Genomic DNA, 25246 nt, shown 5'->3' with positions numbered 1-25246 from the left:
GATATCGTCATTCCGCGCGCTAATGATACTGCTCCTGCCTGTCGCTCTGGCGGCCTGCGATAGGCAATCGCCGCCCCCTGAGCAAGCCAATGCGCAAGCCGATACCGCCATGAGCGGCGAAGTGTCGGCCTCGAAAGATACGCCCAAGAAGGCGGACGGCTTCGACTATCGACTCGATCGCAGCAAGGCGGGCGCCCCGGCCCCCGACTTCGCCTTCCAGAATCCCGATGGCGGGACGAAGACGCTCAAGGATTTTGCGGGCAAGCCGATGCTCGTCAATCTGTGGGCGACCTGGTGTGCGCCCTGTATCGCGGAAATGCCCACGCTCGACCGGGTGGCCGCCAGCTATGGACCCAAGGGTCTGGCCGTCCTTACCATTTCGCAGGATAATCAGGGGCTGAAAGCGGCCAAGCCCTTTTTCGACAAGCATCCCCTGCCCCATTTGAAGGGCTGGGCCGACCCGGAAAACCAGCTGGGCTTCCACTATGCCACCGGCCTGTTGCCCACGACGATCATCTACGACCGGCAGGGCAAGGAAATGGTGCGGGTGATCGGCGCGATGGATTGGGAAGGGCCGGACGCAAAGGCCTTGATCGACGCCGCGCTGGCATCCTGACCGGATCGAACGCTGCAAAGACGAACGAGCCACCAAAATCCGCCATGCCACTATAGTTTATAGTGGCATGGCGTCGATGCACAGTCACCGCACCAAGAACCCATCCTAATGAAGGTGCCCTGACCAACCCGAAACCCGGAAACAATTGAGAAATATTGCACATTCACTACATTTTTTTGCAGTGCAGTAGAGGTTTTCGACAAGCCGTCCGTCATCCCCCTTAGTCATCATAATGCAAAACAGGGGGCATGAATGACGCGACTGTCCGCGCTTAAACTTTCACTTATTCTGGCTTCGTCCTGGTCCGCCTGCGCAATGGCGCAGGAAGCGCCACAGGAGCCGCAGGCCGATCAGGGTGGCGACATCATCGTCACCGGCACGCGCGCCGTCGGCATTTCCGCTGCCGAGTCCGCCGCGCCGGTGCAGGTGCTGAACGAAGAAGCGATCAGCCATGTCGGTCAGCCGAACCTCAACCAGGTTCTCACCCAAATGGTGCCGGGCTTCACCGCGCAGACGCAGGGCACGGACTTGTCCAGCTTCTCGCTGTCGGCGCGCCTGCGCGGCCTTAGCCCCAACCACACGCTGATCCTGGTCAACGGCAAGCGCCGCCACGGTAACGCCATTCTGCAGGTGATCTCCGGTGCGTTCCAGGGGTCGGCCGCCCCCAGCATCGACGTCATCCCGCCCGATGCCATTTCCCGCGTGGAAGTGCTGCAGGAAGGCGCAGCAGCGGTGTACGGCACCGACGCGATTGCGGGCGTGCTCAACTTCATCCTCAAGGACAATGACGAAGGCGGCACGTTCAAGGTTACCGGCGGCCAATATTATGACAGCGAAGGCGAGCTTTTCTCCGCCTCGGGCAATGTCGGCTTCAAACTGGGCGAGGACGGCTTCTTCAACCTGACGCTGTTCCACCGCCGTCAGGATTATACCACCGTCGGTCAGGGGCAGGTGCTCGTCACCCAGCAAAATGGTGCGCTGCAATCCAATGCCCCGGCCCAATGGTCGAACCTGGCGGGCGACACGCTGGCTGGTATCAACGGCGGTCAGCCCAAGACGAACCTCAACGTCGCTTTCTATAATTTCGGCTATGATTTCGGCGGCGTCGAACTCTACAGCTTCGGCGACTATAGCCGCCGCGAAGGCTGGGCCAAGCAGGGCTACCGTCATCCCAAGCGTATCTGCTACGAAACCAACGCCGCTGGCGCCGTCATCAACGACGGCGGCAACGTCACCAATACGGCGTATAATCCCAATGTCTGCTACGGCAACACCGGGGTCGTCGGCATGGTCCCGCTCCAGCATGTGATCGAAAATGAATATAGCTTCACGATCGGCGCCAGGGGTGAATTTGGCGGCGGCTGGAACTATGACGTCAGCGGCACCTATGGGTCGCAGAAGGACGACATCTGGACCGAAGCATCGGCGCATCGTGAAATCTGGCGAGAAAGCTCTGCGGCGGCCATACGCGGCATCGGCACGGCCAACTCGCCGGACAGCGCATATGACGGCGGCTTCAAACTCGCTCAGACGACGCTGACCACCGACATTCGCAAGGAATTCGACGCCGGATGGGCCACGCCGATCACGCTGGCCTTCGGCGGCGAATATCGCAAGGATGAGTATGAGATCATCGCCGGTGATTCCATCTCGACCTACAAGACCGGCGTCCAATCCTTCCCCGGCTACAAAGCGAGCGACGCCGGCGAATTCCAGCGCAGTTCCAAGGCGGGCTATATCAACCTGATCGCCAAGCCGGTCGATGGCTGGAGCGTGGACCTTGCGGGTCGCTACGAAGATTATACCGATTTCGGCGACACGCTGATCGGCAAGATCACGACCCGCTACGACTTCTCCGACGCCTTTGCCATTCGCGGCACGGCCAGCACCGGCTTCCGCGCGCCGACGCTGCAGGAACAGAAATATTCGACCATCAACGTCGGCCCGACCAGCGCCGTCGCACAGTTGCCCGCCGGATCGCCTGCCGCCGCGCTGCTGGGCTTCGATTCGCTCAAGCCTGAAAAGTCGAAGAATTTCTCGGCCGGTTTCGTCGTTCGTCCAGTGCCCAAGCTGGCGATCACGGTCGATGGCTATCTGATCAAGATCAAGGACCGCATCACCGGCACCGCCGCACGCAACGCCGTCCTCAATGGCGTGGTGCAGGCTGGTGGCGCTGAAATTCTTGGTGCCTTGAACGCCGCGGGCATCGTACTCGACAGCGCGCTGTTCACCAACGGCACGATCGGCGTGCAGAGCTTCACCAATGGTATCGACACCCGCACCTGGGGCATCGACTTCTCGGCCAGCTATCCGGTCGCGCTGGACTTCGGTTCGCTCAACCTGTCGCTGACCGCCAATTACAACAAGACGAAGATCACCAACAACAAGCTGGGCTATCCGATCTTCAACGCGGCGTCGGAAAGCAATATCGAGCGCGCCAATCCGGATTATAAGATCGTCGCCAACGCCCTGTTCAAGAGCGGTCGCTTCGGCCTCAACCTGCGCGAAACCTTCTATGGCAAGACCAGCGTGCTGGTTCGTCCCGCCTTCAACGCACGAACGGCCAGTGGCGGACTTCCCAGTGGTGGCTTCCTTATCGCCGATGGCGCGGGCGGCTCTAACCAGCTTTATTTCAACGGCGTGGCGAAGGCAGCCGCGATTACCGATCTTGAAGTGAATTACGATTTCACCGACAATGTCACCTTCTCGCTGGGGGCGAACAATCTGTTCAACAAGAAGCCCGAAATTCCAAAGCTGCTGGAAGATGTGGCAGTCGCAGCGGGCGTGTCGCCTTATCAAAACGGCTCCGGTTCCTACAGCGCCTCCTACGGCCACAGCGCCTACAGCACGTCGGGCGGCTATTATTACGCCCGTATCGACTTCAAATTCTAAACCACGTCACGATGGGGGCCGGTCCGACAAGGACCAGCCCTTTTCGCTTTGGGAGCAGGCGCATGAAAGCAGGATCGCCATGACCCTTACGCGCCGTGACGCACTGGGCGCCGCCCTTGCCATGCCGATCGCCGCGCAAGCCGCACGGGCAGCCGCCCCGCCCAGCCTGCCGGACAAAGCCAGTTTTGCAGCGACACCGATCGCCTATCTCGACAACGCCTCCACCCATCCGATCAGCCTGGGCGCGCGCGCCGCGATGGATGCCTATGTCGCCGCCCGGACGCTCGATCCCGCAGCCGTAGCACGCAAGCCCGTGGACCGCGCCGCCACTCTCGCCACATTCGCCCGGCTGGTGAATGCCGATCCCGACGAAGTGACATGGGTTCAGTCCACCACCATGGGCGAACAGGCCGTGCTGCGCGCGCTGGGCTTTCCCCATGGCAAAGGGCGCATCGTCACCGACACGCTGCATTTCTACGCCGGTTTCCCCATGTATCAGGAACTCGCCAAGCAGGGCGTCGATATCGCCTGGGTCCAGGCGCGCGACGGCCGGATCGACATGGGCGACATGGCGAAGGCGATCACGCCCGGCACGAGGCTGGTCAGCCTCTCGCTCGTGTCCACCTATAATGGTTTCCAGCATGACCTGAAGGCGGTGTGCGCCATTGCTCATCGTGTAGGTGCGCTGGTCTATGCCGATATCATCCATGCGGCGGGCGCCATCCCGGTCGATTTGCACGGCAGCGGCGTCGATTTCGCCGCCTGCGCCACCTATAAATGGCTGATGGGCGATTTTGGGTTGGGCTTTCTCTATGCCCGGCGCGGCGTGCTGGATGCACTGCCGCGCGCCGATTTCGGCTATTATGGCTTTGCGGCCCCCGGCGCGCCGCCCGGCATCAGCCTATCGCCGCCGGAAACCCATGTCTATCCGATGGACCCGCCCGGTAATGCGCCCACCAGCTATTTTGTCCGGCCCGGCGCGCTTGGCCATTTCGGCACCGGCACCTATGCGCAGGCGGTGGTCGCGGCGATCGATCATGGCCTGAACCATATCGCTACGCTGGGCGTGCCTGCGATCCAGGCGCACGCGCAAAGCCTGATCGGCCCGCTGCGCGACGGCCTGACCGCTAAGGGGTATAGCATTATCACCCCGGCGGGCACGACGACGCCGTTGCTGACCGCGCTACTGCCGGACGCGCGAAAACGGCTGACCGATCCGCTGGCAAAGGCGCAGGTGCGGATATCGCTCCACAACCATCATGTCCGCATTTCGCCGTCCATTTTCAACGACAGGACGGATGTCGATCGCCTGCTCAACGCCCTGCCCCGCGCCTGATCCCTGGGAGATACTCGATGCACCGCCTTCTCGCCGCCATTGCGCTGATGAGCGCTACGCCAGCACTCGCCCAGCCTGCCCCCGCCCCCCAGGCGATGCCCGCCAAGCTGCCCTTCTCCCCCGCGGTGCGGGCGGGCAATATGCTTTTCCTGTCCGGCCAGATCGGCCAGGTGCCGCAGGGCATGGACAGGCATAGAGACGGCTTCGACGCGGCGGTGAAAGGCGCGATGGACGCGATCGGGAAGATATTGAAGGACAATGGCCTGGGCTTTGGCGATGTCGTCAAATGTACGGTGATGCTGGACGACATGGCTGACTGGCCCCGGTTCAACGCCGCTTACCTGCCCTATTTCGACGGCCATCGCCTGCCCGCCCGTAGCGCCTTTGGGACGGACGGCCTGGCGCTTGGCGCGCCGTTGGAAGTGGAGTGCATCGCAGCGTTTAAGTAAGCGCCACAGCGTCCCGCACCACCAGCACCGGCACGCCATCGCGCACCGGGAACACCAGCCCCGCCGCATCCGACACCAGCCCGCTACGCGCCGCGTCCCAGCGCAGCGGCGTGCGCGTCACTGGGCAGACGAGTTTCGCCAGCAGCCAGGGATCGATGGGCGCGGACACGTCGTTCATTGCCCTGTTCATTGCATCGTCGCGCTGCCGTCGCGCTCGATCCGGCCGACGATCTGCATCAACTGAATGATGCGTTCCGACCGTTCGGACAGGCTGTCCGCCTCCAGCAAGGTCTGCTTGGCCGCCGGGTCGAACGGCACGATCTGGGCGATGCCGTTGACCAGCGCCGTGTCGTCCAGACGCGACACCGCGGTCCAGTCCACGACATAGCCCAATATATCGGCGAACCGCCGCGATTCCTGCTCCAGCGCCGCGCGTTCGACCGCGTGCAGAAATTCATCCTCCTGCGGCGCCTGTTCGACATCGGCCTCGACCTGGCGGAACTGGGTCGCGACATCCAGTTCGCGCACCAGCCGGAAACGGGCCAAGCCCGTCAGCACGATATTGAACCGCCCGTCGTCCAGCGCCTCGATATGGCTGACATGGCCCAGGCATCCCATGTCGAACAACGGCGGCACCGGACCCACCCCGCGCGGCTGGATCATGCCGATCCGCCGGTCGCGCGCCATCGCATCGTGGATCAAGGCGCGATAGCGCGGCTCGAAAATATGCAACGGCAGGTCCATCCCCGGCAGCAGCAACGCGCCGGGCAGGGGGAAGATGGAGACGCGTGCAAGCGGCATAAGGGTTACGAGAACAGGATCTGCGACAGCTTGCGCCGCTGCGCCGACACCCACGGATCTTCCAGACCCACCGCGTCGAAGATGGTCAGCAACTGCGCCCGCGCCGCCCCGTCATTCCACGTCCGGTCGCGCCGCACGCTTTCCAGCAGCGCGTCGGCCGCGCCATCCCGGTCGCCATTGGCCATCAGGCCGCCGGCCAGTTCGAACCGCGCCTCATGATCGTCAGGATCGGCATCCACCTTCGCCTGCACGCCTGACAGGTCGGCCACCGGCTTCACATCCCGCGCCAGCGCGATCGCCGCGCGCGCCTGATCGATGGCGACATGTTTGGCGACATCGGCGGGCAAGGCGTCCAGCGTGGCTTCCGCCTCATCCAGCCGTCCCAACGCCACCAGGGCGCGCGCCTGGCCGGAGACGACCTCGACATTGTCCGGCGTCATTTCTGCAATCTGCGCGAAGATTTCCAGCGCCCGCTCCGCGTCGCCCTCCGCCAGCACCTCTTCGCCCATGGCGATCAGCGGCGCGATTTCCTGCAACTGCGCCTTTTCGTCGGATTCGATCGGCAATTGCGACAGCAGCTGGTCGAGATATTGTTTCAGCTGCCCTTCGGTCCGCGCCTGGGAGAGGTCGGCGACCGGCTGGCCCTGAAACACGGCATAGACGGTCGGGATCGATTGCACCCGGAACTGGCTGGCGATGAAGCCATTCTCATCGACATTGACCTTCACCAGCTTGACGCCCTTGGCCGCATAATCGGCGCAGACCTTCTCGATGATCGGGGTCAGTTGCTTGCATGGCCCGCACCATTCGGCCCAGAAATCGACGATCACCAACTGCGTGCGGGAAGGCTCCACCACATCCTGGCGAAACGTCTCCACCGCTGCCTTGTCGGCCTCGCTCAATCCCAGGGTCGCCACGCTTATAATCTCCTGTCCATGCGGTCACGCGCCGCCGTCATACCGCGCCTTATGTGGGGCGTCACCCCTCCGGCGCAAGTTGACCGGTCAGAAGGTATAGCCGACCCCGATCGCGCCGACCCACTGGTTGCGCGATCCGACATCCGCCACGATCGGCGAATCGGCATATTTGCCCAACATGCGCGAATAGCCCGCGACGCCGAACACGGCCCAGCCCTTGCGCAGATCGCCCGACAGCGATTTGCCCGCCGACAGGTTGACACTCATCCGCTTGAAACCCGAGCCGCGCCCGGCCCGGTCATAGATGTCCAGCCCGCTCGCCAGGCTTTCCTGCGGCGTGATGTCATAATAATAGCGGCCATATTTCTTGCCGACATAATCCGCCGATGCGCTCAGGCCCACGAAGGTCGTCATCGAGAGCGGCGTGAAATATTCGATCGTCGGCGTGATGACATAGCCGCCATGCGCGCCCGCGACATCCTTGGTCACCGCGACCCGCGCCGACAGATTGTCGTAATCGCTGGTGATGACGCCGGTCTTGCCGACGCCGACGAAACCACCGACCTCGACGGCGACGTCGCGCTTGCCCAGCAACCGGACGGCGTCGTCCTTGATATTCTTACGGCTGGTGCGGTCCAGACGGACATTGACCACCGGGCCAAGCTCGAAATCGACGCCGGTACCGGTCGGATCGGGGATTACGTCGACATACAGCGCCGTGCCGCGCGTCCAGAAGGCGATGTCGTGCACCTTGCCGCGCGCCTGCGCGATCGGCAGCACGCGATAATCGTCGGACCCTTCATAGCTGGGGATCACGGCCGCGCCGACGCCCACCGTCAAAGTGCTGTGCTGCTCTTCTTCCTGCGCCATGGCGGGCGCGACGAGAGGCAGGGCCGCGACCAGGGTCGCGACCAGTCGGCTGCGGAAATATTGCATGATGGCCCCGTTCATAAATGTGCGTCTGGAGCGTAGAATGTTTCGAAGCCGTTTCCGGTTCCGCCCTCCGCTTTTCAGAGGAAATATTTGAGTTTTATGACCTGCTCCACGGGCGCACCCGCGACGGTAAAACTGGCCGACGCAAAGCTGGGCGCGCCGAAGCGCAGCACCGGATTGCGCGAAAAGCCGACCCCTTCGCGCGGAATCCCGGCAAACGTGTCCAGCTTGCCATTGCCATTTTCGTCATGGACGACCGCGATCGCATAATCGCCCGGCGTCAGCGCGCCCACCGATACCGGTCCGTTCTTCGCGGCCACCGCCAGATGATGCTTGTCCGGGTCTTTGGTGCAATCGGGAAAATGCGCCGCCTGCCGCGTCACGCATACCAATATCTGCCCCTTGGTGGAGCGCAGCCCCTGCAGCACCATGGTCAGCGCCTGCGGCTGACCGGGGGGGCCGCGCCCGTCAATGCAATCGTCATGGCCATCATCAACCCATAGCGTTTCAAACCGACGCCTTCCTGAAATCGCCCAGTCCCCTGTCGGTGCCGCACAACCGGTCCCAGACGCGAAAATACAGGCCGTAATTGCAATTATAGAGGTCGTGATGCCGCTGATGATGGGTGGCCGTGATCAGCCATCCGCCCAATGGCCCGCGCACCAGCCAGCGCGGAAACATCTCCCACCCCATATGATTGCTGACGCCCATGATCGTCATGATCGTCAGCACGACGCCCAGAGCGCCGACATGGATCGGAATCAGGAACACCAGCGCCGGTATCACCACCGCGCCGGTCACCGCCTCCCACGGATGAAAGCTCATCGCCGCCCAGGCGGTCGGCGGGCGACTGGCATGATGCACGACATGGGCGACCCGGAACAATTTGGGCCGGTGCATCCAGCGATGCGTCCAGTAGAACCATGTGTCATGCGCGGCCAGATAGAACAGCACCGACACTGGCAGATACCAGAGCGGCAAGGCGTGCACGTCGCTATAGATGCGCGTCCACCCCCGCTGCTGCCAGCCCCAGGCGACGATCCCGGCGGGTACGCCATAGATCAGCGCGGACGCCAGCGACCAGGCGATTTCCCGCCCCATCTGCTTTTCCAGCCCGCGATACAGACCCGGCTGCCGAATCCGCGTCGCCAGCGCAAAGCCGCCGCTCGCGAGCAGATAGCGCACGCCGACGATGGCGCTCATCGCAAGAGCGGACAGGATGATGGCTGCGACCATGGGGGCGCTATAGGCGCGGTTAGGCCGCTGGGAAAGCGGAAGACGTAACTGTGCGGCACGCCGTTCCCCGGCGAAGGCCGGGGTCCAGTTCCAGCGTCATGACTGGACCCCGGCCTTCGCCGGGGAACCCTCGCCTAGGTTCGTGGCCGCGCCTGGCGATAGCTGCCCAACTGCCGCACCCATTTGGTGTGGAATTCCAGTTCGGCCAAGGCCCGGTCCACCGCCGGATCGCCCGGCATCCCTTCGATATCGCAGAAAAACTCGGTCGCGGCGAAGCTGGCGCCGCGCTGATAGCTTTCCAGCTTGGTCATGTTGACCCCGTTGGTCGCAAAGCCGCCCATCGCCTTATACAAGGCGGCGGGCACATTCTTCACTTCGAACAGGAAGGTCGTCATGACCGGCCCGACATTGGCGACCGGCATTTTCGGGTCGCGCGCCAGCACCAGGAAGCGCGTCATATTATCGTCGCTATCCTCGATATTCTCCGCGATCAGGCGCAGGCCGTAAAGTTCCGCCGCCAGATAGGGCGCGATCGCCCCTTCGCCGGGCGTGCGCGTTTCCGCAACCAGCGCCGCCGCGCCCGCCGTGTCGGCATAGGCGACCGGCTGGATGCCGCGCTCGCGCAGATAATGGCGGCACTGGCCCAGCGCCTGGGGATGGCTGATCGCGCTCTTCACCGGACTGTTGTCTGGCGCCATCAGGCAGTGGCGGATGCGCAGGAAATATTCGTCGATCACCGCCAGGCCCGATTCGGGCAGCAGGAAATGCATGTCCGCCACGCGCCCGTGCAGGCTGTTTTCGATGGGAATGATCGCCCGTGCCGCCTGTCCGTTACGCACGGCGTCGATTGCATCCTCGAACGCGAAACAGGGCAAAGGCACGCAATCGGGCGCATAGCCGAGCGCTGCCAGATGCGAATTGGCGCCGGGCGCGCCCTGATAGGCGACGGCGCGGTCGGGATCGCGCGCGGCCTTGGCGGTAAGGTCCGCGACGATGGCGCGGGCGGGAGCGGGAAAATGGTCCATATGTGGCTGCGCGCTTAAGGTTTCGCCCTTCCCCACGCAAGCGTCGCCAAGGACTTGGCGCATATAAGGGACGATTTACCGCGCCAACGCGGGTTGCATGGTGGCGTGTCCGCCATTATGGCAGCGCACAAGAGGGGGCGCGGAAGACAGCCGCCAGAACAGAAGCGCAAGGGAAATCGAGCGAAATGGGCGATCGTTTCAATACCGTGGCGGGCTGGGCGTTGTTCGCGGGGATCATCGCGCTCGGTGGCGCGATCGTCAGTTCCAAATATTTTCACGACGAACGGCCCGAGAAGATGGGCTATGCGATCGAAGGCGTCGAAGCCGAAGGCGCAGCGGGCGGCGATACCGGCCCCGGCCTCAACACGCTGCTCGCCACCGCCGACGTCGCGGCCGGTGAAAAGGTGTTCGCGAAATGCGCCGCCTGCCATACCGTGAACCAGGGCGGCGCCAACGGCATCGGTCCCAATCTCTACGCCACGGTCGGCGAAGGCATCGGCCAGGGCAAGGGCGGCTTCGCCTTCTCCGACGCGCTCAAGAGCAAGGGTGGCAATTGGTCGTTCGACAATCTCGACCACTGGCTGAAAAGCCCGCGTGAATTTGCGCCCGGCACCAAGATGACCTTCGCAGGCCTGGGCAACCCCGCCGACCGTGCGAACCTCATCGCCTGGCTGAACACGCAGGGTTCCAACCTGCCCCTTCCCGCCGCCGACGCTGCGCCGGCGGCCGCCGAAGGCGCGAACGCTGCCGAAGCGGGCAACGCCGCCAATGCGACGGAAGCCCCGGCGGCAAACGCGGCCGCCAACGCCGCCGAATAAGCGACGCGGAACGGCACAGGACAAAGGGCGCGGCACCGGTTGCCGCGCCCTTTGTCGTTTCCAATCAACCCGCCCGCCAGCGGCAGGGGAATAATGCCTCTCCCCTTCCCCCATGATTCGCATTAGGCAGGGCCATGATCCGCGTCCCTGCCCTCCTCGCCCTCAGCCTGCTGGCCGCCTGCTCCAAACCGGCACCCGCGCCCGACAACGCCGCGCAAACGCAGGCGGTCGTCACCACGCTGCCAGTCGTCATCCGCACGGCCAAAGCCACGCACCGCTTCGACGTAGAGGTCGCCGCCACGCCGCAGGAGCAGGAAAAAGGGCTGATGTTCCGCAAGAGCCTGCCCGACGACGGCGGGATGCTGTTCCCGATGGACCCGCCGCGCACCGCGAGTTTCTGGATGAAGGACACGCTGATCCCGCTCGACATGGTGTTCATCCATACCGACGGGACGATCGCGTTCCTGCAGGCCAATGCGCAGCCCTATTCGCGCATCCCGGTGTCGGCGGGCGTGCCGGTGGCCGCGGTGCTGGAACTGCGCGGCGGACGGGCGGCGGAACTGGGCATCGGGGAAGGCGACCGGATCGCCTGGGGCGGCTGCGCCGTACCTGCCGACAAGCGCGCGACCGACCGCAATTTCTGCCCCGCGCCAACGCCATAACCCCACATCCTCCTTGCCCGCGCCCGTCGCAGCGGCTAAGCGCTTGGCCCATGGGTATCCTCGGCAAGATCTTCACCTGGTGGGATGGCGCGACCATCGGCACTTCGCTCTTCACCTCCCGCAAGGGCAGCAAGGTGGGCGAGGACCATCAGGGCAATGTCTATTATCAGGGCGGCGTCGGCCTGAACGGCGAACCGCGCCGCTGGGTGATCTATAACGGCGCCAACGACGCCAGCCGCGTACCCGCCGAGTGGCATGGCTGGCTGCATCATTCGATCGAAGGTGCGCCCGAAAGTTTCCTGCCGCCACCGCGCATCTGGGAACTGGAATCGACCCCCAACGCCACCGGCACCGTCAACGCCTATCGCCCGTCCGGCGCGCTCGAAAAGGGCGGCCAGCGCCAGAAGGCGACCGGCGATTATGAGGCGTGGAGCCCCGACGCGGCATGATCCGGCGTCCGGCGGGCGGAGTCCCGCCGATCCAGCCTGCGCTTGCCCTGTTATGCTGTACGCTGGCGCTGGCCGCGTGCGGCAAGAACGACGTGCCTGCCGGTAACCAGACCGGACCGGTCAAGGTGGAAGGCACGCCGATCCGATCGGCGGCAGGCGGCGCGCTGCCCGGCACACCGATGGCGGAGCGCACGGCGGTGATCGGCCTGCTGAACAAGCGCAACGGCCTGACCCGCGACCTTACCATGAAACCGGGCGAAGCGGTGCGCGTGGGCGATGCGATCGTGCGGCTGCAGGCGTGCGAAACCAGCGCGCCGTGGGAAAATGTGCAGGAAACCGGCGCCTTCGTCCAACTGGACGTGCGCAGCAGCGCCGACGGCAAATGGCGGCGCAATTTTTCCGGCTGGCTGTTTCGTGAACGGCCCGACCGCAATGTCGTGCAGCACCCGATCTATGACGTGTGGGTCAGAAGCTGCGCAATGGCCTGGCCTGAAAGCGGCCCGGGCACGGTCAAGCTGGGCGCCAAGGGTGAGCCGGTCGCGGCATCGTCACCGGCCAGCGGCGCGAACGCCAGTTCCGCCGCGACGCCCGAACCGGCCGCCAGTGCCCCAGCCCCTGCCCCCAGCGTCACGCCCCCGGTCGCCGCGCCCAGCAACTGAAGATAGGCGCGCTGGCTGATTTCCACTGCGCCCATCGTGCGCAGATGATCGGTCATGAACTGGCAGTCGAGCAGGGTGAAGCCGCCGAACCGCAGCCGCGCGACCAGCCAGGCCAGCGCCACCTTCGACGCGTCGGTGCGGCGCGATACCATGGATTCGCCGAAAAACGCGCGACCGATCGCGACGCCATATAGGCCGCCCACCAGTTCGTCCCCGTCCCAGATCTCGACCGAATGGGCAAAACCGGCGTCATGCAGGTGGCGATAGGCGGCTTCGATCTGATGGTTGATCCAGGTCGATGGCCGGTCCGGCGCGGCCTGCGCGCAAAGCGCCAAGATCTGCGCGAATGCACGGTTCGCGGTGACGCGGAAACGGTCGCGACGCACTATCTTGGACAGCGAGTGCGACAGGTGAAAGCCATCGAGTGGTAGAATCGCCCGTTGCTTGGGTTCGACCCAATAGACCTCCTCCGCGTCGCGATCGTCGGCCATGGGGAAGACGCCGATGGAATAGGCCTGCAACAGGACGAGCGGTTCGATCATCATTGCGGGGCAGGATAGGCAGGCCAGGCGGACGGGGATAGCCCCCTTTCCTGCAACCTGTCCTTGCGGTTTCGACACCCAAGGCCGATCATGGAGGCCTATATCCAAAGGTGGAAGGCACAGAGATGGCGGACGAACCGGTCAAGGGACCAGCATCCTATTTTCCCTCGATCGAAAAGACCTATGGTCGCCCGATCGCCGAGTGGCAGGCATTGGTGCGGCAGGCGCTGCCGGCCAAGCATATGGAGTTGGTGACCATGTTGAAGACCGAGCATGGCATGGGTCATGGTCATGCCAACGCGCTGGTGGCACACACCCTGGCGGCGGAGAAGGGCTGAGCGCCCCCTAGCTGACCGCGCTTTCGAGCAACTTGATCGTCCCTGCGCGCGCGTCCATTTCCGCCTGCACGCCCAGCGGCAGGCTATATTGGTTGGCGACATGGCCGAACTGGCCGCCCTGGAACGATGGAATGCCAAGCGGCTCCAGATGCTGTTGCAGCACTTCCGACAGGGTGAAGCCGCCATAGCTCGCGCCGCTGGGGCCGCAGTCGGTGCACTGGCCGAAGATTACGCCGCTGAGCTTGCCCAGCACGCCGCCTAGCGCCAGCTGTGTCAGCATCCGGTCGATGCGATAGGGCGGTTCGCTGACATCCTCGATGAACAGGATCGCGCCGCTGAAATCGGGCAGATAGGCCGTGCCCATCAGCGCCGCCAACACAGTGAGGTTGCCGCCCAGCAGCCGTCCGCGCGCCACGCCGGGGCGGAAGGTGCGGATGCGCCCGGCGCGCTGCGCCAGCCGGTCCTCATGCCCCACCGGATTGGACAAGGTCGGCGTGCCTGCATCGAAGGCGACGGCGCGGAACGCGTCCCAGCTATAGGCGCCCCAACTGCTCGCCGCATTGGGACCGTGGATAGTCGTGAAGCCCGCCTTCGCCGCGAAGGCCAGGTGCAGCGCAGTGATGTCGGAAAAGCCGACCAGCAGCTTGGGATTTCTGCGGATCATCGCGAAGTCGAGCCGGGGCAGGATGCGCGCGCACCCCCAGCCGCCGCGCACCGCGAAGACCGCGCGAACCTCCGGGTCGGCGAACATCGCATTGACGTCGGCGGCGCGATCCGCGTCCGTCCCCGCCAGATAGCCGTAGCGCCCGGCCAGATGCGGCGCAGCCTTGGGCTTCAGTCCCATGGCGACGATCGTATCCTTGACCAGGTCCAGGTCGAACGCGTCGTCGGTAAAGCCCGCCGGTTCGATCAGCCCGACCGTGTCGCCCGCGCGCAGCCTGGGCGGCTTCACCAGCGGCGCGGCCATGGCGGGCATCCCTGTCAGCAGCGCGCCCATCCCGGCCATGGCGCCTGCCATCACGCCGCGCCGGTCCATCCGCATGATCAATAGCTGCTCCCATCCTTGTGACGATAGGCGCCGTCCGACCAGAGCAGGTCGATATCGGCATAATGACAATCCCCGGTCGGCGGGCGGCCGAAGGCGACGAAGATGCAATCGGTCGCGCTTTCGTTGATGAGATGGTGGCCGTTCGGTTCGCCCTTGGGGAAGGCCGCCATGTCGCCCGGCCCCATCGGCGTGCGGGCATCATCCTCGACCAGCACCGCCTGCCCCGCGACCATCACGACAAATTCATCCTCATCCTCATGCCAATGGCGGTGGGAAGAGGCCGCACCGGGTTTCAGCACGACATGGCTGACGCCGAAATCGGACAGGCCATGGACAGGGCCGAGTTGGCGCACCCATCGCCCCGCGACGATCGCCGCATGATCGGCCGGATAGCCGGTGCGGTTGGTCTGCGCGATGGTTTCCAGGTCGATCCGGGGCATGGCCGTCCTCCTCCTGTCACTGGTCAAGGGACATGGCTTTCGCTAACGCGGGACGATGAGCATGACCAGCACCAATGATGATGTCGTGGCCCTGGCCCAGCGGTTGCTGGCCTGCCCGTCCGTAACGCCAGCGACCGGTGAAGTGTTCGCCGTGCTGGAAGCGATGCTGGTCCCGCGCGGCTTTACCGTGGACCGCTTCACCTTGGGCGAAGCACCCGACGGACCGGTGGAAAATCTGCTAGCCTGGCGCACCACCGGCGCCGGGCCGCATTTCGCCTTTGCAGGTCATCTGGACGTGGTGCCGCCGGGCGCGGGATGGACCAGCAATCCGTTCGTGCCGGACATTCGCGGCGACCTGCTCTACGGGCGTGGCGCGGTGGACATGAAGGGGTCGATCGCCGCCTTCGTCGCGGCGCTGGACGCGCTGCCCGACGATCTGCCCGGCACGATCAGCCTGATCATCACCGGCGACGAAGAAGGCCCGGCGGTGTACGGCACGCTGGCGTTGATAGACCGGATGGCGACGCATGAGCTGCGCCCCGACCTGTGCCTGGTGGGCGAGCCGACATCATCGGTGCGGCTGGGCGACGTGGTGAAGATCGGGCGGCGCGGGTCGGTGAATATGTGGATTTGCGTGGCGGGCAGCCAGGGCCATGTCGCCTATCCGCATCTGGCCGACAATCCGATCCCCAAGCTGGTGCGCATTCTGACGGCGATCGAGGCGGAGGTTCTGGACGAAGGGACCGACTGGTTCCAGCCCAGCAATATCGAGATTACCGATCTGGAAGTCGGCAATGTCGCGCATAATGTCATCCCCGGCGCGGCGACCGCGCGCATCTCCATCCGCTTCAACGACCAGCATAGCGGCGCATCGCTGATCGAGCGGATCAAGGCAATCGCGGCGGTCGAAGGCGGCACGGTGGGAGCCAAGATCAGCGGCGAATCCTTCCTGACCGCGCCGGGCGCGTTCAGCGATCTGGTCAGCGGCGCGATCCGCGACGTGACCGGGCTGGAAACGGAATTGTCCACGACCGGCGGCACATCCGACGCGCGCTTCCTGTCGCGCCTCTGCCCGGTGGTGGAGTTCGGGCTGAACAATGCGACCATGCACAAGCTGGACGAGGCGGTCGCGGTCCAGGATCTGCACGACCTGACGAAGATCTACACGCTGGTGGTGGAGCGGGCGCTGGGCTGAGCAGGCATTGCTGACCTATGCGGGGGCGTTGCCGCCTTCGCGGTGAATGAGTGCGCGTCTGATACCAAACCGCCATAACAATGGCCCATCGGAACAATCACAGCGTTCCCCGGCGAAGGCCGGGGTCCAGTTCTGCGCTCTCGACTGGACCCCGGCCTTCGCCGGGGAACCACATGTTACTGGTTATTGTCGATGCAAATTGCTTTTAGCCCGCGTCGCGGACCTGCGCCTGAAGCCGTGGCGCGAATTGCGCCAGATAGTCCTGCTCGCCCGTGGGCCGCGCCAGGTGGTAGCCTTGGAATAGGGTGCAGCCGATGACGCGCAGCACGTCCATCTGCGCCTGGCTTTCGATCCCCTCGACCACCACTTCCATGCCCAGCCCCTGGATCAGGCCGACGACGGCAGAGCAGATGGTGCGCGCTTCGGCGGATGTGGCGATGTCGCGGACCAGGCTGCGGTCGATCTTGACCCGATCGACCGGCAATTCCTTCAATCGCGCCAGGTTGGAATAGCCGGTGCCGAAATCGTCGATGGCGACGCGCACGCCATCCTGGCGCAGCGCATGGAGTTGATCCAGCACGCGCGGGTCCATCTCCATCGCCAGCGATTCGGTGATCTCCAGTTCCAGCATGGCGGGCGGCGCGCCATGGGTGGCGATGGCGTGGCGCAGGCGCAGGAAGAAATCGGGCTGCGCCAGTTCGCGGGTCGATATGTTGATGGCGATGCGTTGATGCACGCCGGTCGCGGCCCAGCGCGCGGCGGTCTGGCACACGCGGCCCATCACCCAGTCGCCCAGCGCGACGATCGCGCCGCTTTCCTCCGCCACCGGCACGAAGGCGCCGGGCATGACCAGCGCCCGATCGGGATGCGCCCAACGCACCAGCGCTTCGGCGGTGACCGCATGGCCGCTCGCCACATCGATCTGCGGCTGAAATTCGAGCAGAAACTCCTCCCGCTCCAACCCGCGCAGCAGGTCGCGCTCCAGTTCGGCGCGGTCCTGCGCTTCCAGCGCCAGCGCGTCGGTGTAGATTTCCGCGCGGCCCCGGCCCTGATGCTTGGCATGGTACATGGCGACATCGGCCGCGCGCAGCAGATCGGCCAGCGTCGCGCCATGATCGGGATAGCAGGCGATGCCGATCGACGCGCCCAGATCCACATGTTGGCTGCCAAGGTCAAACCGCTCACCCAGCGCGAATTGGATCGCGCGCGCGATCCGCTGCGCCGCTGGGGGATCGGACAGATGGGGAAAGAACAGGGTGAACTCGTCGCCCGCCAGGCGGCCAATGACGGCGTCGCTGCCGCCTGCGCTCACCTGCGCCATCACGACTTCGCGCAGGCGGCCCGCTACCCGCGCCAGCAACTGGTCGCCCGCCGCATGGCCCAGCGTGTCGTTGACCGCCTTGAACCCGTCCAGATCGATGAAGAACAGCGTGGCGAGGCCATAGTCCTCGCGCTCCGCAAGCAGCCGTTCGACCTGGCGGCAAAAACTGGTGCGGTTGGCAAGGCCGGTGATCTGGTCGAACAGCGCGAGCGTCTGGACATGGTCCAGATTGGTGCGCACCTGGCTGAACAGGCTTTCCATCGCCACCGACAGGTCGGGCAGTTCCTGGCCGATGTCGGTCGGCACCCGCGATTGCAGGTCGCCATGGGCGGCGGACAGCAGACGTTCGGTGGCGGCATCGATTGCGGTGGCGGTGGTGGCGATCGTGCTGCGCGCCGACGCCCAACTCATCGTGCCGCATAATATGGCGATGATCAGCGATCGGCCGATCTGCAACAGGTCGTCCTGCTGATTGGGGGTATAGCCCAGCACCAGCGACAGGATGAACACCAGCGCCCCCGCGGCGCAGGCGAAGGCAGTGGCGCGGCTTTTCAACGTCACGCCCTGCATGTGTCTCCCAGCCCGATACCGGTCCCGCAGGACCCACGATCCGCCGGATATGAAGGACAGTGGTTAAGAAAAGATCATCAGGACCGACAAAAAACGGTCATTTTTTGCGGCGCAATATCAGGTAGATCGCCCCATCGCCGCCATGGCGCGGATGCGCGACGCGGACGCTGGCGATACGATCGGCATAGGGGCTGGTTTCGAGCCAATGACCTATCTCGCCGCGGATCGCGCCGCGATGCGATGCGCCGCCCATAGCAGCGTTTTTCGGGGGTTTGCCGGTCACGACCAGCAACACGCGGGCATCGCGCGCCAAAGCGGCGGCGATCGCCTGGTTCAGGCGCACATGAGCGGCCGACAGGCTGTGGCCGTGCAGGTCGATGCTGGCGTCCGGGCTGATCGTGCCGCCGCGGATACGGCGCTCCCATCCGCTGTCCAGCACCGCCGCCGGGGTCCGGGCGGGCGGTGCAGCGATGATGCGCGATGGTGGCGGCGTTAACCTTTTGACAGGCGGGACGCCGGGCGGAGCGGCAGGCGCGGGATCGACCGCGAAGACCCGCACGACGGGACGGATCGGCCGGACCGTGCGGGTCAGCGCGGACCAGAGCGCTTGCTCCTCGCTGGACAGGCGACGCCGCACCATGGCGCGGATCAGGGTCGGGCGAGGCGCGCCGCCGAGCCGATCGGCAGCAGCACCAGGGCACTGCCGCGCGCCGACATGCCGCCCGCTATGCCTCGCGCCCGTGCGCCCGCGCCCCAGAAACTGTCGAAGCGATTGGCGCCCTTGATCGCGCCGCCGGTATCCTGGGCGATCCATACGCCGCCCGGTTCTGCCCGGTCGAGCGAGAGCAGCACCGGCGCGCCCAGCGGAATGAATTTGGGATCGGCGGCCACCGTCGCTTCGGGCGTCACCGGTACGCCCAGCGCGCCCAGCGGCCCCGCGCCGGTCAGTTCGCGGAAGAAGACGAAGCTGCGATTTTCATTCATGATCGCCGCGCCTTCGGCCGGATGCGCGCGCAGATATTGCATGATGTCCTGCATCGACCCGGCCTGGATCAGCCCGCGATCCTTCATCAGCTTGCCGATGCCAGTATAGTCGCGGCCATTCTGCCCGTCATAGCCGATGCGCATGACGCCGCCGTCGGGCAAGTTCAGCCGACCGCTGCCCTGCACTTGGAGGAAGAAGAACTCCACCGGATCGGCGGCATAGGCCAGTTCCAGCCCGCGCCCGGTCAGCGCGCCCGAAACGATCTGGCTGCGATCGTCATAGGGGACGAACTTGGTGCCGTTCACCTTGCCGCGGATCGTGCGCCCTTTCAGACTATCGCTGAACTGGCCGAGATCGACGTCGATCAGGTCGGTCGGGCGGCGATAGATGGGCACGTCATAGCCGGGCTGGCGCGTGCGCGATCCGGCAATTTCCGGTTCATAATAGCCGGTGACGAAGGCCGTGCCGTCACCCACCTGCACCGCTTCGAAATAGCGGGCGAAAAATTCGCTAGCCGATGTTTCGGGCCAACTGGACGCGGCGGCGCAGGCATTGTTCCAATCGGACCCGCGCGTCAGGCCGCTGGCGTCGGTCCGCTTCATCAGCGTCGGGCAGGATATGCGGAAGGCCTGGAGCGCCAGGCGCGATCGTTCGCCCGACGGGATGAGGCTGGCGATATCGGGACCGCGCGTGACGCCGACGCCCGCAGCGGTGGTCTTGTCGAGCGCCGGATCGGTCGGCACTTCGACCGGCAGGGCCGGGCGCGGCGTGGCCGGGACGGGACGGGTCGCACTGTCGCCCGAGGGCCGGGGACTGGCCGGTAATGGCGCGGGGCCGCCAGCCGAAGGCGGGATCATGCCGCCCGCGCAGGCAGACAGCATCAACGCTGCAAGCAACGCGCCCCCCGAATGGCGTGCGATCATGCCGCTTCGTCGGTTTCGCTGAGCTTCCAGTTGGGATCGGCGCTGCGAATGTCGCGGGTGAAGGTCCAGATATCCTTCGTGCCCACCGCGTCGGTCATCGATCCGGCCACGACATTGCCGTCCTTGTCGCGGGTGACGGCGGCGATATCCGCTTCGAACTGCAACGCGATTTCCGCGATGCCGCCATGGGCGGATGCTTCGACGATCTGCGCCTTTTCGATGCGGACCAGGCGATTGTCGAGCACATGGCCGTCGGCCTCACGCGCATCGATCGCCGCCTCGAACGAAGCGCGGACATCGTCGTCGCACAACCAGGTCAGTTCTTCGCGATCGCCGCGCCAGAAGGCTTCCAGCACCATCTTGTAGGCGCTTTTCGCGCCATCCACGAATTGCGGCACGTCGAAGCTGCGGTCGGCAGCGATCAGGGCGCGCACGCCATTTTCGGCGCCAGGCGCGATCAGCCCTTCGGCCAGACGTACCGAATCGCCGCTATTCTGCGCCATCGGGCCGGGTTGCAGCACCGTCACCTTGGCGCGTTCGTCGGCGGGACGCAGCGCGGGTTCCTGTTCGTGGCCCGTGCGCTTGCCGAGCACCGAATAGAGCCGCAGCGCCAGAAAACCGGCGATCATGGCGAGGATGACGATCACATACACGGAAGGCTATACCCTTTTGCGTGGGACAATGTTCCGATCAACATAGGCATGTTTGCACGCAACTTCAAATGCGCGCTTGTGGGGGCACGGCATTGCCCTGCCCTGCCGCCCCTGCTAAGCGCGCGGGTCATCATTATCCGGGGGTCTTGGCGCCGCCGGACCAACGGGAAGTCTAGGGAAGAGCATGGCTGACGAAACCGATCATATCACCACGAATTTGAGCAACGGCGCCGACACCGCGCCGCAAATCGCGCTGATCAGCCAATATGTGAAGGATCTGTCGTTCGAAAATCCGAACGCGCCGGCCGTCTATCAGTGGCAGGACCAGCCGCAGATCGACGTGCAGTTCAACATCGGCGCAGAGCGCGTCGGCGACGACGTGCTGGAAATCGCGCTGAAGATCGAAGTGAAGGCGATCGCGCCGCAGGGCACCGCCTTTGCGGTCGAACTGCTCTATGCCGCAATCTTCGGCATGCGCAACGTGCCCGAAGACCAGATCCAGCCCTTCATGCTGGCCGAAGCGCCGCGCCTCATCTTCCCCTTCGCCCGCCGGGTGCTGGCTGATGCGATCCGCGACGGCGGCTTCCCGCCGCTGCTGCTCGATCCGATCGACTTCGGCGCGCTCTATCTGCAGCAGGCGCAGCAGATGGAAACGACCGCGGGCGAACCGGCCGGTCACGCCTGATAACTTGCGATGATCTCCAACCCCGTTCGGGCTGAGCCTGTCGAAGCCCCTTCCTTCTCTGCCAAAAAGAAAGGAAGCCCTTCGACAGGCTCAGGGCGAACGGATCAGGGGTCGATCGTATGAAACTGGTCCGCGCCCTGGGTTCGGTCGGCGGGCTGACGCTTGCCAGCCGCATCCTTGCGCTGGTGCGCGATTCGCTGGCGGCGCGTTATGTCGGCGCGGGCTTTGCGTCCGACGCGTTCAATGGCGTCGCCTTCCGCCTGCCCAATATGTTCCGTGCACTGTTTGCCGAAGGCGCCTTTTCCGCCGCGTTCATCCCGCTCTTCAACAAGAAGGCGGCGGGTGACGGCGGATTACCGGCCGGATATGACTTCGCCGAACGCGCGCTCGCCGTCTTGCTGCCGGTCCTCCTGCTCTTCACCGCCATTTTGATCGCCGCCGCCTGGCCGATCACCTGGGCGCTGTCGGGCGGCTTCGCGCGGCAGAACCCGACGCCGGAGCAATTCGCCTTCGCCGTCACCCTGTCGCGTATCACCATTCCCTATCTGGCGCTGATATCCTTGGCCTCCCTGCTGGGCGGCATCCTCAATTCGCTCGACAAATTCTGGGTCAATGCCGCCGCGCCGATCCTGCTCAACGTCGCGATGATCACCGGGCTGTGGTTCTTCCACGGCGCGAACGAATATGAGACCGCGCGGGTGCAGGCGATGTCGGTGACGATCGGCGGCGCGCTCCAGCTGCTCTGGCTGATCCTGGCCTGCAAGCGGGCGGGCGTGTCGATGCGGATCAAGCGGCCCCGCCTTGACGGCGACGTGCGCGAGTTGCTGCGTAAGATTTTACCAGCGGCGGCCGGGGCTGGCGCGTCGCAGATCAATCTGCTCGTCTCCACCGCCCTGTCGGGCTGGCTGCTCGCATCGGGTTCGATCACCTATATCTATTATGCCGACCGGCTGAACCAGTTGCCGCTGGGCCTGATCGGCATCGGCCTTGGCACGATCCTCCTCCCCACCATTTCGCGGATGCTGTCTAAGGGGGAAGACGCCGCCGCGATGGAAACGCAGAACAGAGGCATCGAGCTGGCGCTGTTCCTGACCTTGCCCGCGACCGTCGCCTTCTTGGTCGTCGCCGAACCGATCGTGCGCGGGCTGTTCCAATATGGCCGCTTCATGCCCGAAGACGCGATGCGGTGCGGCTGGGCCTTGTCCGCCTTCTCGATCGGCCTGCCCAGCTATGTCCTGGTGAAGGTGCTGACGCCCGGCTATTATGCGCGCGGCGATACGAAGACGCCGGTGCGCTATGCGATGGTTTCAATCCTGATCAACATCATCGGCAATCTGGCGATGATCCCGACCCTGGGTCATATCGGCCCGCCATTGGCGACCGCCCTGTCCTCCACCATCAATGTTGCCATGCTGTATCGCACGCTGGTGAAGCGCGGCCATTTCGCGGCCGATGCGGGGTTGCGCCGCCGCCTGCCCCGGCTTGCCATCGCCGCGCTCATCATGGGCGTGGCACTCTGGGCGGGCGAAGACCTGCTCGATCCCTGGCTGACCGGCGCGATGGTGCAGCGCTATGTGGCGCTGGCGGTGCTGGTCGGCGCTGGCGTGGCGCTTTACGGGCTGGCATCCTTCGTCACCGGAGCCTATCGGCTGTCCGACATCAAGGCGCTGATGCGCCGCAAGACTGCAACTTCTTAAGAACGGATCATTCCCATGCGCGTCCTTTCCGGCATCCAGCCGACCGGCAATCTGCACCTTGGCAATTATCTGGGCGCGATCCGCAACTGGGTGCGGATGCAGGATGAGATGGACGCGCAAAGTCAGTGCTTCTTCTTCCTGGCCGACATGCATTCGATCACCGTGCATGAAGGGCGCGAACAGCGTATCCGCAACGTGCGCGACATGGCCGCCGCCCTGGTCGCCGCCGGGATCGACCCGGACCGGTCCGTCCTGTTCAACCAGGCGCGCGTACCGGCTCATGCCGAACTGTGCTGGTTGCTGAACGGCACCGCGCGCATCGGCTGGCTCAACCGCATGACCCAGTTCAAGGACAAGGCGGGCAAGGACCGCGAAGGCGCGTCCGTCGGCCTGTTCGTCTATCCGGTGCTGCAGGCGGCCGACATATTGGTCTATAACGCTACCCATGTGCCGGTGGGCGACGACCAGAAGCAGCATCTGGAACTGTGCCGCGACATCGCCGCCAAGTTCAACAGCGATTTCGGCATCGAACTGTTCACCCTGCCCGATCCGATCATCCCCAAGGAATCGGCGCGAATCATGTCGTTGCGCGACGGCACGGCGAAAATGTCCAAGTCCGATCCGTCCGACATGAGCCGCATCAACCTGACCGACGATGACGACGCCATCATGGCGAAGGTGCGCAAGGCCAAGACCGACCCCGAACCGCTGCCGGAAACGGTGGAAGGACTGGCCGGTCGCCCCGAAGCCAACAACCTGGTCGGTATCTACGCCACCTTGTCCGGCACGACGCCCGATGCCGTCTGCGCTCAATTTGCGGGCCAAGGCTTTGGCGCGTTCAAGCCTGCGCTGGGCGAAGTGCTGGTCGAAACATTGCGCCCGATCCGCGAGCGCTTCCTGGCGCTGCGCACCGATGACGCAGCGCTCGACGCGATCCTGGACAAGGGCGCGGCCAAGGCGGCGGCGGCAGCGGAGCCGACCCTGCGCGCGGCCTATGATGCGATGGGCCTGATGCGCTGACGCGCCGGGCGGGTCTGATGCGATAATATCACAGGGACGGCAAAAGCGTCGTCCCTGCCGGTCCGGCTTTACGGGAAGGTCGGGCGCATGTCGTCCCTTGTCAGACAAGAACATGGTTTGCGCCCGTTCGGTCGGTTCGCGCGTTCAATCGATGTTCAGTTGCGTTATGCTATGGCATGCGCAATGATGTTAAGAGGCTCTTGCCTGGTACAGGACGCAGAAAAATGACCCGTTTCAAGAAGTTCGGCCTGATTGCGGCGCCAGCTCTGGCGCTGGTGGCACTGTCCGGCTGCGCCACCGGTTTCAAGGCCGATGTCGCCCGTTTCCAGCAGCTTCCTGCCCCGGCCGGGCAAAGCTATATCGTCGTTGCCGACAATCCGCAGCTCGCAGGTGGGCTGGAGTTCGCCCATTATGCCGACATGGTCGGGCAGCGGCTGGCGCAGACCGGCTATGTCCAGGCCAACGACCCGGCCCGCGCGGACCTGATCGTCCGCGTCGCCTATGATGTCGACAATGGTCGTGAGAAGGTACGCTCCACCGGCTTTGGCGGTGGCGGCTTCGGCGCTGGCTTCGGTGGCCCTTGGGGCGGCGGCTGGGGCCGCGGCCGTTGGGGCCGCCCATGGGGCTATGGCTTTTATGATCCCTGGCTGTTCGGCGGCGGCGGCTTCAACGATGTGAGCAGCTATACCGTCTATACCAGCGATCTTAGCATGAAGATCGACCGGGCCGCCGACAATCGCCGCCTGTTCGAAGGCAAGGCCAGCGCCCAGTCGCTGTCCAACAAGCTGACCTATCTGGTGCCGAACCTGATCGACGCGATGTTCACCAACTTCCCCGGCCAGAATGGCGAGGATGTGAAGATCACCTTGCCGCCCGAAAAGAAGGGCTGAGGCTCAGCCGCATAAACGCAAAAGGCCCGGCGCTTGCATAAGCGCCGGGCCTTTTGCGTTTGAAGCCGGGACCATGGGGGCAGCGAGGGAAACGGGGACATGGCGTTACCGCCTTCTCGACCTCGCGCGAAGCGAACGGGTCAGAT

The 25246-nt window shown here is 64.8% G+C and carries 27 protein-coding genes and 1 pseudogene; 14 read left to right on the top strand and 14 right to left on the bottom strand.

Annotation, left to right across the window (positions count from 1 at the left end; genetic code table 11):
- The first annotated feature begins 22 nt into the window (after nucleotides 1-22).
- The 4 genes from U5A89_RS05950 (at nucleotide 23) to U5A89_RS05935 (ending at nucleotide 5293) form a co-directional block, all read left to right on the top strand.
- On the top strand, nucleotides 23-616 hold the full coding sequence (locus tag U5A89_RS05950) for a TlpA family protein disulfide reductase (RefSeq protein WP_338160285.1): 594 nt from the start codon (nucleotides 23-25) through the stop codon (nucleotides 614-616).
- 252 nt (nucleotides 617-868) lie between these two features.
- Nucleotides 869-3508, top strand: a complete 2640-nt coding sequence (locus U5A89_RS05945) for a TonB-dependent receptor plug domain-containing protein (RefSeq protein WP_338160284.1) — start codon at nucleotides 869-871, stop codon at nucleotides 3506-3508.
- A 79-nt stretch (nucleotides 3509-3587) separates the two neighbouring features.
- The gene (locus tag U5A89_RS05940; protein ID WP_338160283.1) at nucleotides 3588-4844 is read left to right on the top strand and encodes an aminotransferase class V-fold PLP-dependent enzyme; all 1257 of its coding nucleotides are present in this window, start codon (nucleotides 3588-3590) and stop codon (nucleotides 4842-4844) included.
- 17 nt (nucleotides 4845-4861) lie between these two features.
- Nucleotides 4862-5293: a RidA family protein gene (locus U5A89_RS05935; protein WP_338160282.1), complete on the top strand. Its 432-nt coding sequence runs from the start codon at nucleotides 4862-4864 to the stop codon at nucleotides 5291-5293.
- On the opposite strand, the gene U5A89_RS05930 is transcribed toward U5A89_RS05935, so the two are convergent.
- The 7 genes from U5A89_RS05930 to U5A89_RS05900 all read right to left on the bottom strand — a co-directional run bounded on the left by U5A89_RS05930 (nucleotide 5286) and on the right by U5A89_RS05900 (nucleotide 10205).
- Nucleotides 5286-5471: a Trm112 family protein gene (locus tag U5A89_RS05930; RefSeq protein WP_338160281.1), complete on the bottom strand. Its 186-nt coding sequence runs from the start codon at nucleotides 5469-5471 to the stop codon at nucleotides 5286-5288. The genes U5A89_RS05935 and U5A89_RS05930 overlap by 8 nt on opposite strands.
- Nucleotides 5472-5479: 8 nt before the next feature.
- Nucleotides 5480-6094, bottom strand: coding sequence for an LON peptidase substrate-binding domain-containing protein (locus U5A89_RS05925; RefSeq protein ID WP_338160280.1), 615 nt, complete (start codon nucleotides 6092-6094; stop codon nucleotides 5480-5482).
- A gap of 5 nt (nucleotides 6095-6099) precedes the next feature.
- The gene (locus U5A89_RS05920; RefSeq protein ID WP_338160279.1) at nucleotides 6100-7011 is read right to left on the bottom strand and encodes a tetratricopeptide repeat protein; all 912 of its coding nucleotides are present in this window, start codon (nucleotides 7009-7011) and stop codon (nucleotides 6100-6102) included.
- Nucleotides 7012-7098: 87 nt separating this feature from the next.
- Nucleotides 7099-7962 carry a MipA/OmpV family protein gene (locus U5A89_RS05915; protein ID WP_338160278.1) on the bottom strand — a complete coding sequence of 288 codons (864 nt, stop codon included), beginning with the start codon at nucleotides 7960-7962 and terminating at the stop codon, nucleotides 7099-7101.
- Nucleotides 7963-8021: 59 nt separating this feature from the next.
- The gene (locus U5A89_RS05910) at nucleotides 8022-8375 is read right to left on the bottom strand and encodes a DUF2141 domain-containing protein (protein ID WP_338160277.1); all 354 of its coding nucleotides are present in this window, start codon (nucleotides 8373-8375) and stop codon (nucleotides 8022-8024) included.
- 76 nt (nucleotides 8376-8451) lie between these two features.
- Nucleotides 8452-9180 (bottom strand): sterol desaturase family protein, encoded by a 729-nt coding sequence (locus tag U5A89_RS05905; RefSeq protein ID WP_338160276.1) that lies wholly within the window; start codon nucleotides 9178-9180, stop codon nucleotides 8452-8454.
- Between the two features lie 134 nt (nucleotides 9181-9314).
- A complete protein-coding gene (locus tag U5A89_RS05900) occupies nucleotides 9315-10205 on the bottom strand; it encodes a prephenate dehydratase (protein ID WP_338162956.1) in 891 nt (296 codons plus the stop codon).
- 185 nt (nucleotides 10206-10390) lie between these two features.
- On the opposite strand from U5A89_RS05900, the gene U5A89_RS05895 reads away from it, so the two are divergent.
- The 4 genes and pseudogenes from U5A89_RS05895 to U5A89_RS05880 form a co-directional block, all read left to right on the top strand.
- Nucleotides 10391-11023 (top strand): cytochrome c family protein, encoded by a 633-nt coding sequence (locus tag U5A89_RS05895; protein WP_338160275.1) that lies wholly within the window; start codon nucleotides 10391-10393, stop codon nucleotides 11021-11023.
- A gap of 134 nt (nucleotides 11024-11157) precedes the next feature.
- Nucleotides 11158-11685 carry a DUF192 domain-containing protein gene (locus tag U5A89_RS05890; RefSeq protein ID WP_338160274.1) on the top strand — a complete coding sequence of 176 codons (528 nt, stop codon included), beginning with the start codon at nucleotides 11158-11160 and terminating at the stop codon, nucleotides 11683-11685.
- A 50-nt stretch (nucleotides 11686-11735) separates the two neighbouring features.
- Nucleotides 11736-12134: an NADH:ubiquinone oxidoreductase subunit NDUFA12 gene (locus U5A89_RS05885; RefSeq protein WP_338160273.1), complete on the top strand. Its 399-nt coding sequence runs from the start codon at nucleotides 11736-11738 to the stop codon at nucleotides 12132-12134.
- Nucleotides 12131-12550, top strand: a pseudogene (locus tag U5A89_RS05880) (DUF2155 domain-containing protein); the annotation flags it as partial. The gene U5A89_RS05885 and the pseudogene U5A89_RS05880, both read left to right, overlap by 4 nt.
- A gap of 35 nt (nucleotides 12551-12585) precedes the next feature.
- On the opposite strand, the gene aat reads toward U5A89_RS05880, so the two are convergent.
- Entirely contained in the window at nucleotides 12586-13338 is a 753-nt protein-coding gene (aat, locus tag U5A89_RS05875; protein ID WP_338160272.1) for a leucyl/phenylalanyl-tRNA--protein transferase, read from the bottom strand.
- A 122-nt stretch (nucleotides 13339-13460) separates the two neighbouring features.
- Here aat and U5A89_RS05870 point away from each other — a divergent pair, with 122 nt between their 5' ends.
- On the top strand, nucleotides 13461-13673 hold the full coding sequence (locus U5A89_RS05870; RefSeq protein ID WP_338160271.1) for a DUF4287 domain-containing protein: 213 nt from the start codon (nucleotides 13461-13463) through the stop codon (nucleotides 13671-13673).
- A gap of 7 nt (nucleotides 13674-13680) precedes the next feature.
- Here the strand turns inward: U5A89_RS05870 and U5A89_RS05865 are convergent, their stop codons facing one another.
- Together U5A89_RS05865 and U5A89_RS05860 are read right to left on the bottom strand one after the other, a co-directional pair.
- On the bottom strand, nucleotides 13681-14715 hold the full coding sequence (locus U5A89_RS05865; RefSeq protein ID WP_338162955.1) for a S66 peptidase family protein: 1035 nt from the start codon (nucleotides 14713-14715) through the stop codon (nucleotides 13681-13683).
- Nucleotides 14716-14717: 2 nt separating this feature from the next.
- Nucleotides 14718-15161: a cupin domain-containing protein gene (locus U5A89_RS05860; protein WP_338160270.1), complete on the bottom strand. Its 444-nt coding sequence runs from the start codon at nucleotides 15159-15161 to the stop codon at nucleotides 14718-14720.
- 55 nt (nucleotides 15162-15216) lie between these two features.
- Here U5A89_RS05860 and dapE point away from each other — a divergent pair, with 55 nt between their 5' ends.
- A complete protein-coding gene (dapE, locus tag U5A89_RS05855; protein ID WP_338160269.1) occupies nucleotides 15217-16356 on the top strand; it encodes a succinyl-diaminopimelate desuccinylase in 1140 nt (379 codons plus the stop codon).
- 205 nt (nucleotides 16357-16561) lie between these two features.
- Here the strand turns inward: dapE and U5A89_RS05850 are convergent, their stop codons facing one another.
- From U5A89_RS05850 to U5A89_RS05835, 4 genes are all read right to left on the bottom strand, one after another.
- Nucleotides 16562-18247 carry a putative bifunctional diguanylate cyclase/phosphodiesterase gene (locus U5A89_RS05850; protein WP_338160268.1) on the bottom strand — a complete coding sequence of 562 codons (1686 nt, stop codon included), beginning with the start codon at nucleotides 18245-18247 and terminating at the stop codon, nucleotides 16562-16564.
- Between the two features lie 97 nt (nucleotides 18248-18344).
- Complete coding sequence (locus U5A89_RS05845; RefSeq protein WP_338160267.1) at nucleotides 18345-18887, bottom strand: Smr/MutS family protein; 543 nt, start codon at nucleotides 18885-18887, stop codon at nucleotides 18345-18347.
- Nucleotides 18888-18895: 8 nt separating this feature from the next.
- On the bottom strand, nucleotides 18896-20155 hold the full coding sequence (mltA, locus tag U5A89_RS05840) for a murein transglycosylase A (protein WP_338160266.1): 1260 nt from the start codon (nucleotides 20153-20155) through the stop codon (nucleotides 18896-18898).
- Entirely contained in the window at nucleotides 20152-20808 is a 657-nt protein-coding gene (locus U5A89_RS05835; RefSeq protein WP_338160265.1) for a Tim44/TimA family putative adaptor protein, read from the bottom strand. Before U5A89_RS05835 ends, mltA begins: the two co-directional genes overlap by 4 nt.
- A 184-nt stretch (nucleotides 20809-20992) precedes the next feature.
- Here U5A89_RS05835 and secB point away from each other — a divergent pair, with 184 nt between their 5' ends.
- From secB to U5A89_RS05815, 4 genes are all read left to right on the top strand, one after another.
- Nucleotides 20993-21493 (top strand): protein-export chaperone SecB, encoded by a 501-nt coding sequence (gene secB, locus U5A89_RS05830; protein ID WP_338160264.1) that lies wholly within the window; start codon nucleotides 20993-20995, stop codon nucleotides 21491-21493.
- Between the two features lie 119 nt (nucleotides 21494-21612).
- A complete protein-coding gene (murJ, locus tag U5A89_RS05825) occupies nucleotides 21613-23190 on the top strand; it encodes a murein biosynthesis integral membrane protein MurJ (RefSeq protein WP_338160263.1) in 1578 nt (525 codons plus the stop codon).
- Nucleotides 23191-23205: 15 nt separating this feature from the next.
- Nucleotides 23206-24210, top strand: coding sequence for a tryptophan--tRNA ligase (trpS, locus tag U5A89_RS05820; protein WP_338160262.1), 1005 nt, complete (start codon nucleotides 23206-23208; stop codon nucleotides 24208-24210).
- A gap of 224 nt (nucleotides 24211-24434) precedes the next feature.
- On the top strand, nucleotides 24435-25100 hold the full coding sequence (locus tag U5A89_RS05815) for a DUF4136 domain-containing protein (RefSeq protein ID WP_338160261.1): 666 nt from the start codon (nucleotides 24435-24437) through the stop codon (nucleotides 25098-25100).
- Nucleotides 25101-25246 lie beyond the last annotated feature (146 nt).

Origin of the sequence: Sphingobium sp. HWE2-09, assembly GCF_035989265.1 — a bacterium.
In the GTDB taxonomy this organism is placed as follows: domain Bacteria; phylum Pseudomonadota; class Alphaproteobacteria; order Sphingomonadales; family Sphingomonadaceae; genus Sphingobium.
The sequence above is the reverse complement of the archived record's forward strand: the minus strand, read 5'-3'. Positions and strand labels throughout refer to the sequence as shown.